Source organism: Streptomyces kebangsaanensis, from assembly GCF_001906585.1.
Taxonomy (GTDB): Bacteria; Actinomycetota; Actinomycetes; order Streptomycetales; family Streptomycetaceae; genus Streptomyces; species Streptomyces kebangsaanensis.
This window is the reverse complement of sequence record NZ_JUJA01000119.1, coordinates 50,189-57,204: the sequence shown is the minus strand read 5'-3', so window position 1 is coordinate 57,204 and position 7,016 is coordinate 50,189. Positions and strand designations below refer to the sequence as shown.

Annotated in this window: 8 protein-coding genes and 1 pseudogene; 4 read left to right on the top strand and 5 right to left on the bottom strand. The window is 69.0% G+C overall.

All coding sequences use genetic code 11. From position 1 onward, the window contains the following. Together RH94_RS40780 and RH94_RS17745 are read left to right on the top strand one after the other, a co-directional pair. Window positions 1–238, top strand: a pseudogene (locus RH94_RS40780) (IS3-like element ISAar44 family transposase); the annotation flags it as partial. Between the two features lie 431 nt (window positions 239–669). Then, entirely contained in the window at window positions 670–1,527 is an 858-nt protein-coding gene (locus RH94_RS17745) for a hypothetical protein (protein ID WP_073948552.1), read from the top strand. Here the strand turns inward: RH94_RS17745 and RH94_RS17740 are convergent. The 5 genes from RH94_RS17740 to RH94_RS38850 form a co-directional block, all read right to left on the bottom strand. Continuing rightward, window positions 1,515–2,372, bottom strand: a complete 858-nt coding sequence (locus RH94_RS17740) for an aldo/keto reductase (protein ID WP_073948551.1) — start codon at window positions 2,370–2,372, stop codon at window positions 1,515–1,517. The two genes, RH94_RS17745 and RH94_RS17740, sit on opposite strands and share 13 nt — an antisense overlap. After that, complete coding sequence (locus tag RH94_RS17735) at window positions 2,306–3,502, bottom strand: JmjC domain-containing protein (protein WP_073948550.1); 1,197 nt, start codon at window positions 3,500–3,502, stop codon at window positions 2,306–2,308. The genes RH94_RS17740 and RH94_RS17735 overlap by 67 nt, the downstream gene beginning before the upstream one ends. Window positions 3,503–3,586: 84 nt before the next feature. Continuing rightward, window positions 3,587–3,754, bottom strand: a complete 168-nt coding sequence (locus RH94_RS41445; protein WP_198668281.1) for a hypothetical protein — start codon at window positions 3,752–3,754, stop codon at window positions 3,587–3,589. Window positions 3,755–3,880: 126 nt separating this feature from the next. Further along, complete coding sequence (locus RH94_RS38855; protein WP_234425853.1) at window positions 3,881–4,174, bottom strand: hypothetical protein; 294 nt, start codon at window positions 4,172–4,174, stop codon at window positions 3,881–3,883. A 44-nt stretch (window positions 4,175–4,218) separates the two neighbouring features. Further along, window positions 4,219–4,710, bottom strand: coding sequence for an ATP-binding protein (locus RH94_RS38850; RefSeq protein ID WP_199880986.1), 492 nt, complete (start codon window positions 4,708–4,710; stop codon window positions 4,219–4,221). Window positions 4,711–4,961: 251 nt separating this feature from the next. Between RH94_RS38850 and RH94_RS17725 the strand changes: the two genes are divergently transcribed. Both RH94_RS17725 and RH94_RS43745 read left to right on the top strand, forming a co-directional pair. Continuing rightward, complete coding sequence (locus tag RH94_RS17725; RefSeq protein WP_073948549.1) at window positions 4,962–6,305, top strand: tetratricopeptide repeat protein; 1,344 nt, start codon at window positions 4,962–4,964, stop codon at window positions 6,303–6,305. Window positions 6,306–6,377: 72 nt separating this feature from the next. Beyond that, window positions 6,378–7,016, top strand: a 639-nt coding sequence (locus tag RH94_RS43745; protein ID WP_234425852.1) for a serine hydrolase domain-containing protein, incomplete at its 3' end; no start/stop codon positions are given.

Sequence of the window (7,016 nt, the reverse complement as noted above, 5' to 3'; positions counted from 1 at the left end):
GTTCATCGCGTACTACAACCACGAGCACCGGCATTCGGGGATCGGCTGGCACACGCCCGCCAGCGTGCACTTCGGCACCGCCGAGGAGGTGCGCGACCAGCGGGCCGTCACCCTCGCCGAGGCATACGCCCGCCACCCCGAACGCTTCGGCCGCCGCCCCCGACCACCCCGGATACCCCAGCAGGCGTGGATCAACGACCCGGCCAGACGCAGGGAACCCGCACCACAAACCTCATAGCGCCCCAACCGTCTCACTGGACTTGAAATCTTCCGCGGGGGCCAAACCAGGCGACTGCGCCAAGACTCGCCCGGACAGTGGCGGACTTCAGTGGCGACGCACGAGCAGGTCAGCACTCTCGAAGCAAGGTCAAGGGGGCCCCGATCGCGTTCGGGACGAAGAGGTCGTGGGTTCAAATCCCGCCACCCCGACAGGGAGATACCAGGTCAGGGACCTGATCCGCTCAGCGGGTCGGGTCCCTGAGTGGTTGTGGGGGCCAGTTGGGGGCCAACCTCGGAATCCCTCTCCCGAGCAGCTTCCCCGCAAATCGGATGGGAGCTGCCCCAGGGCGCCACGGGTTCCGGCATGTCCGGTTCTCATCTCCGCCAAGCAATACGGCATCGGTCCGGGATCAGCCTGGAAGGAGCCGACCCACTGCTACGGTCGCGTGTATGACGCTCTCGGTCTCCACGGGTCAGGCTGTTGACCTACGGGTGCAGCCGGTTGACGAGGTTCTTGATCGCGTCGCGCGGTCTCTCCAGGTGCGCCTGCTCCCGGATACGGTGGTGCGCAAACGCCGGTCTGTGGGAGCCCGGACAGACCGCGATACCTGGGTCCGGGTCGAGCGGCGCTCGCCCGACAAGATCGCCGATCAAGGGTGGAACGGCACCGAGTGTGCCGCCCGTCTGGAAGGCGTCGCCCAGCCGACATGGCAAGGATGTGTGGTCTGGCGGGACGCGGATGGACCGGTGATGTGGCGGGCCGACGAAACCGGCCTCCTGCCGGCCGCTCCCGTCGGAAGCGCCGTCTTGAGCGAAGCCCCGGAACTGCCGGATGAGTGGTGGGAGGCGTTGAACGCCTCGCTGGACGCGCTGGCGGCTCACAGGACGAGGCGGGTCGCCACACCGGACACCGACACCATCACCCAGGAACTGGTCACCGAGTCCATCCGAGGTGCCTTCTCCGGCGACTTCGATACGGCCGTCCAGCGATGGGTGCCGGCCCACGCGGACCTGAACTGGGCCAACGTGACCGCTCCGGTGTTCAGTCTCTTCGACTGGGAGGACTGGGGGAACGCACCGCAGGGGCTGGACTCCGCCTCATTGTGGGCGAGTTCGCTTGCCGTCCCCGCTCTGGCCGATCGCGTACGGCAGGAGCGCCGACGCGACTTCGAGAGCCGGGACGGCAGGCTGATGACGTTGTTCGTCTGCTCGAAGATCCTCGGGCCGTACGCGCATCCGGAGGACCCTCGGCTGGAACCCGCGCGGCGCATGGCCGAGCAGGTTATCGAGGAGCTTCAGGCGGGCTGACCCTGCGAGCGGTCACGAAGGAGTCTTCGGTACTCCTGGATAGTCCGCTCCTCGACTTCGCCGGTCAAGGCGCCGACAAGTTCGCCCAGATGGGAGGGTTCGTCGGTGCCCACGGCGACGGAGCTGACCCGCGGGAGGTGATAGGCGGCCCGGAAGGCTGCCTGCATGCGGGAGAGCCGACTGCTGTCCCGTAGGAAGGCGCGCGGGTCGATCCTGGCCCACACCGGGGCGCTGGTGCTACCTCCGAAGGGGCTCATCCCCCACACCGCACCGCCGCCCAGGTCCCATGCCTTGATGAGGGCGTCCGCGGCATCGAGCGTTCTGACTCCGACCAGCAGGCCGGCGCGGACCATGAGGACCGACGGTCTCGGTACGGTCGGGTCGATCAGGTTCAGCAGCGGTGACGGGTTCCAGGAAGCGACGCCCCAGGCGGTGCACAGCCCTTTCGCCGCAGCGTCGTCAAGGGCGGTGCACGCCTGCGCCAGCACGTCCCGGCCATGTGGAACGCCCTCACGGAGCGAGTGTTCCGGGTTGTGCAGGAACACCAGGTCGGGCTCCCGTCCGAGGTCCCCGGCCGCCTGTTCCACCGCCGCGTGCAGCCGTACGGGATCCAGGCAGTGCTCCCCGCCGTTCCGCCCCGGGAAGTATCCGACCTTCGTGGAGACCGTGAACTTCGGCAGCAGATCACCGGCCGTCCGCGCCAGGATCCGATGCGAGCGGAAGCCGAGGTAGTTGGTGCTGGTGTCGAGCGTGGTGACACCGAGATCAAGCGCTCCGGTCAGGAGACGGCGCTCGTGACGAGACCGGTGTAGCCCGAGGACAACTCGGGTGTCAGCACCGCGCACAGCTCCTCCTTCACCAGGATCTCGGCCAGCTCCGTCACTTCGGCCCCGACGACGGCCGCGGCCCGCTCCAGCGGGACCGGCCTGCCGCTCAGCAGCATCCGCAGCGCGGGCAGGGCCTTGACCGTGAGGGTGAGCTTCTTCCCTGCGGCCATCACGTCGACGGTCTCCCCGTTTTCCAGGACCCGGGGAGGGAAGTGGGTGGTGCCCACCACGCCGTCGAGCGGCCCGAGGATGTCGAGGAACGGCACGTGGCGCGGCAGCGCCGTCTCCTGCTCGTACGCGGCCAGGAAGTCGGCCGGGGAGCGTTCGCCGACCAGCGTGGTGGCGGCCTTGGTCAGGGCCTCGCTGTCGGGTCCGTGCCGGCGGTCCAGGTCGTGCCGGAAGATCTCGTGTTCGCGGCACCAGTCGGCCAGCCAGGCGAGCCAGTTCGCTCCCGTGCGTTTGGTGATGCCGAACGTGACGTGAAGGCTTTTTCCCGAGCCGCTGCCGGTCCGGGTCGCCTGATGCCAGTGCCCTCGGGGGATGTGCATGACGTCGCCGGCCTTCAGGAGGCCGGACCAGATGATCTCGTCGCTCGGGGTGTTGTTGGGGTCGGAGTCCCGGTACATGGGGACCTTGCGCGAGGTCGAGCGCACCTCCCACTCCTTCTCGCCCGCGAGCTGCACGATCACGACATCGTGGTCGTCCCAGTGCAGGGGGAAGCCGGCGGCGTCGTTCGTCGTCAGGTACGCGTTGACCTGCACGCGCTCGTGGGACCACCACTGCAACGCCCGGCACGCGACCTCCATCGTCGGATCGAAGACGTTGGCCTGGTCGAGGATGAGCGTCGCGCCTTCCCGCAGGAGCCTTCCGAGGCTGCGCATGTTGACCATGGGGATGCTCTGGCCCCGGGGGCTGACGCTGTCGGTGTAGTAGACGGCCGGGTGCACCTCCTCGCCCTTCTGGAAGCACCGGAGCTGCGGGCGGTTGAGGCTCCTGCGCATCGCGATGTCGAGCAGGCGGTTCGGAGTCAGAAGGCGGGAGACGAGTGCGGGGTCGTCCATGCTCCCCCGCACGAAGTCCTTGCCCAGCTCCTCCGCTCCGCTCCACCCGAGCGCTGTCTCGATGGCGCCGATCAATCGATGTTCCATCGTTGCGTCCTCCATGGGTTCGACCACGTGATGCGGACACGTGGGGCCGGCACGGCCAGTCGTGCCGGCCCCACCGCTTGGTGCCTACTCGCTGTCGTGCAGGTTGCCGTCGCCGCCCGGCCACGGCGCGTCGCCGGAACTTCCGGCGTTGTCGGACCGGAGGCTGTCGTACCGGTCGTGGACGGCGGTCAGCTCTTCCACCGCCACCAGGAGGCCGCTTTGGGCCGGAGGCGGTGTCGTGCGCTCTGCCACCTCGTACTCCTTCCTCTTCGGTTCTCCCGCCAGGGCTCCGGCGGGAGGTAGTGGCCGCCCCACGGCCGTGGGAGAAGCGGATTTCCGTGGGGCGGCGGTCATTGGGCGACGCGATGAGCCGCAGCGCTACACCGGCGGCCGGGCAACCCGGCTGTTCATCGGCAGGACGTCCGCGTCCTGGCGCATGTTGGTCTCCAGGACCCGCTGGTCCAGTTCGTACAGACACGCGCGGCAGGCGTAGAGGGCCGCGTGCATACCGCTCGACCGAACGGGACCGATCCACGTCACCTCGACGTCGTCACGTCCACACCACAGCCAGCACTCACCACGCGAGTGCCATTCATGGCGGTCCCACAGGGTGTAGGCGGTGGGCTCCCCTGTGACGGGGTCGATGTCGCGGCGGGTGGGCCGGAACAGCACATCGGGATCAGGAGGCGGAGCCGCTCGTACTGCGTGCCGCCCCATCACGCGATTGCCAGGGTGAGCGACTTGGACTCGGCTACGACTCCACGCTTCGGCCTCAGCGCGAATAATCTGCGCAGAACGGCAGCGCGGATGGCAGGCGCCGCCGTGGGAAGCACGATCTCCGCCCATACGCGCTTCCCGTGACCGGATGGTTCCCAGGCACACCGCGCCGCGAGAAGGCCGACCAGCGCCAGGCCGCGCCCGCTCTCGTCGTCGGCTTGGGCACAACCCATCTGCGGAGCCGACGGATTGCCGTCGAGGACGTCGATCACCAAGCGACCGGGCCGGTGGTACAGCGCAATGGTGACCGGCCCCTCCCCGTGGACCACGGCGTTGGTGATGAGCTCGGAGGCGACGAGACGGATGGCGTCGGCTGTCTCCTCGTCCAGCGGCACACCCCACGTACGCACCTTGTCGACGACTATGCGCCGGGCGAGGGGCACTTCCCTTTCCGTACCCGCAAGGACGAACCGATGGACGAGCGTGGGCATGACGGACGCCTCCGAAGAGCTGGAGAGCGGCTCCATCCCCGACGGTGATACGGGAATGGAGCCGCCGATCTGAGGAGCCGTTCCGAGAGCGAGCGCCCTGGGCGTGCCTCATGGACGGCTGATACTCAGTCAACGGCGCCAGCTCGCACGTCGGAACGTTTCTAGGGGGTTTCTCCTGGGGACGCCCCCCGTACACGGACACGGGAAGTAGCCTCCCAACTACGCCGTGAGGGGATGACGGGAGTGATGACGTGCCTGGTGAGCCGTTAGCAGTTCATCCGCTGAGCTTCGTCCTCCAGACGCGCGGGTGGGGGAAGGCCGAATTCGCCCGGCTCATGCAGAAGCACGGGAGGGCGCTCGGGATCCCCCTGGCGACCAACCGGACGACCGTATGGAAGTGGGAACAGGGACAGGAGCCGGACGCGGATGCCCAGCGTGTCCTCGCCGACCTGCTGCGTGTCCCGGACGAACAGGTGCGCGCGGAAGGATGGCCCCGGTGGCTCCCCGTTTGGGAGGTGACGGGGCTCACCGCTCCGTGGACCGAGGCCGGCACGGTCGAGGCGCTGTCCGATCTGGTGGGGAGTGGCCGCATGGATCGCCGGGGCTTTCTCACCATCACCGGCACCGCCTTGACGGGGCTCGCGGCGAGCTGGGTGGACGCGCCCTCCGCCTTCGCCTCGGCGCTCAACGGTGACCGGGTCACGGACACGATGGTCTCGACGATCGAGCAGCGCATCTGCACCCTCCGCACGCTCGACGACCAGCTCGGAGGCGCTCGGCTTCTGGAGCAGGCACGCGGTGATCTCGCCCTGGTCACCGGTCTCCTCAGCGGTGGGCGGTACACCGACAGGGTCCGCCTCCGCCTGTACGCGCTGGCGGCCCGAGTGTCGCACCTGACCGGCTGGATGGCCTACGACGCCGGCCTGCGATCCGCCGGTCAGCGCTACTACGTCGGCGCTCTGCGCAGCGCCCGTACCGCCGGGGACGACGCCTTCGGCGCCTTCATCCTCGCGGAGATGGGAGTGCACGTCTCCGAGGCCGGACGCACCGCCGAGCGGGTCGACCTCATCTCGACCGCCATCGACAACGCTCCCCACTCGCTGTCGTCCTGCATCCAGTCCTTCCTCTACCTGCACAAGGCCGAGGCGCTGTCACGCGACGACGACCACCGCAAGGCCGGCACGGCACTGAACCGCGCCACGTCCCTCTGGGAGCGCCACATAGCGGAGGAGAACCCGGACTGGCTCGACTGGTTCGGTGAGGCGCAGTTGAGGTCGACCGAGGGCAAGGTCCTGTTGCGCTCCGGGCAGGTGGAGCGCGCGACGAGTTCCCTGGAGACCTCCGTGGCGAGCGCGGCTCCCCGGGACAAGGCCGTACGGTCCAGCCGCCTGGCCGAGGCGCGACTCGCCGGCGGTGACCTGGAGGGAGCGCTGGACGCCGCGAACCACGGCGTCGGGCTCCTGGAGGACAGCGTCAGTTCCGTACGGGCTCTGGACCGCCTGAAGGAGTTCTCCGCGCGGCTCGAACCGCACAAGTACGTGCCTTCTGTCCGCGAGTTCCGCGAGCGCCTGCAGGAACTACCCGTCGTCGTCTGACAACCATCGTCTGGACACCGGGGGCGAGCCCGCCTCGCCGGGGAGAGCGGCCGAACTGCCAGGATGAACGGCATGACGACGATCGACGGTGAGGTGGCACCCGGATTCGAACCGGTGCGTGAGGCGTTTACGGCGAACTTCGCCCGGCACGGGGACATCGGCGCGGCGGTGTGCGTGTACCGATACGGCCGGCCGGTGGTGGACCTGTGGGGCGGCGTCGCCGATCCCGAAACCGGTTGTCCGTGGACGCGGGACACGCTGCAACTGGTCTACTCGGCGACCAAGGGAGCGACCGCGACCGCGGCGCACATGCTGGCCGAGCGCGGTGCGCTGGACCTGGACGCGCCGGTGGCGAAGTATTGGCCGGCGTTCGCCGCGAACGGCAAGGCGGACATCCCGGTGCGCTGGCTCCTGTCCCACCAGGCCGGCTTGGCCGCGCTGGATCAGCCAGTACCGCTGGAGGAGGCGTTGGCCTGGCATCCGATGGCGGCAGCACTGGCCGCTCAGCGCCCGCTGTGGACTCCGGGCACGGCGCACGGGTACCACGGCCGGACCTGGGGCTGGCTGGTCGGCGAGGTGATCCGTCGAGTGTCCGGCCGCTCGCCGGGCCGCTTCTTCGCCGACGAGATCGCTACCCCTCTCGGGCTGGACTTCTTCATCGGGTTGCCGACGGGTGAGCGCGACCGGGTCAGCCGCATGGTGTACCGGCGG

What these genes read in the sequence shown, in the direction of transcription:
- RH94_RS17745 (WP_073948552.1), top strand. Translation starts at nt 670, where the DNA reads ATGACGCTCTCGGTCTCCACGGGTCAGGCTGTTGACCTACGGGTGCAG.
- RH94_RS17735 (WP_073948550.1), bottom strand. Translation starts at nt 3,502, where the DNA reads ATGGAACATCGATTGATCGGCGCCATCGAGACAGCGCTCGGGTGGAGC.
- RH94_RS38850 (WP_199880986.1), bottom strand. Translation starts at nt 4,710, where the DNA reads ATGCCCACGCTCGTCCATCGGTTCGTCCTTGCGGGTACGGAAAGGGAA.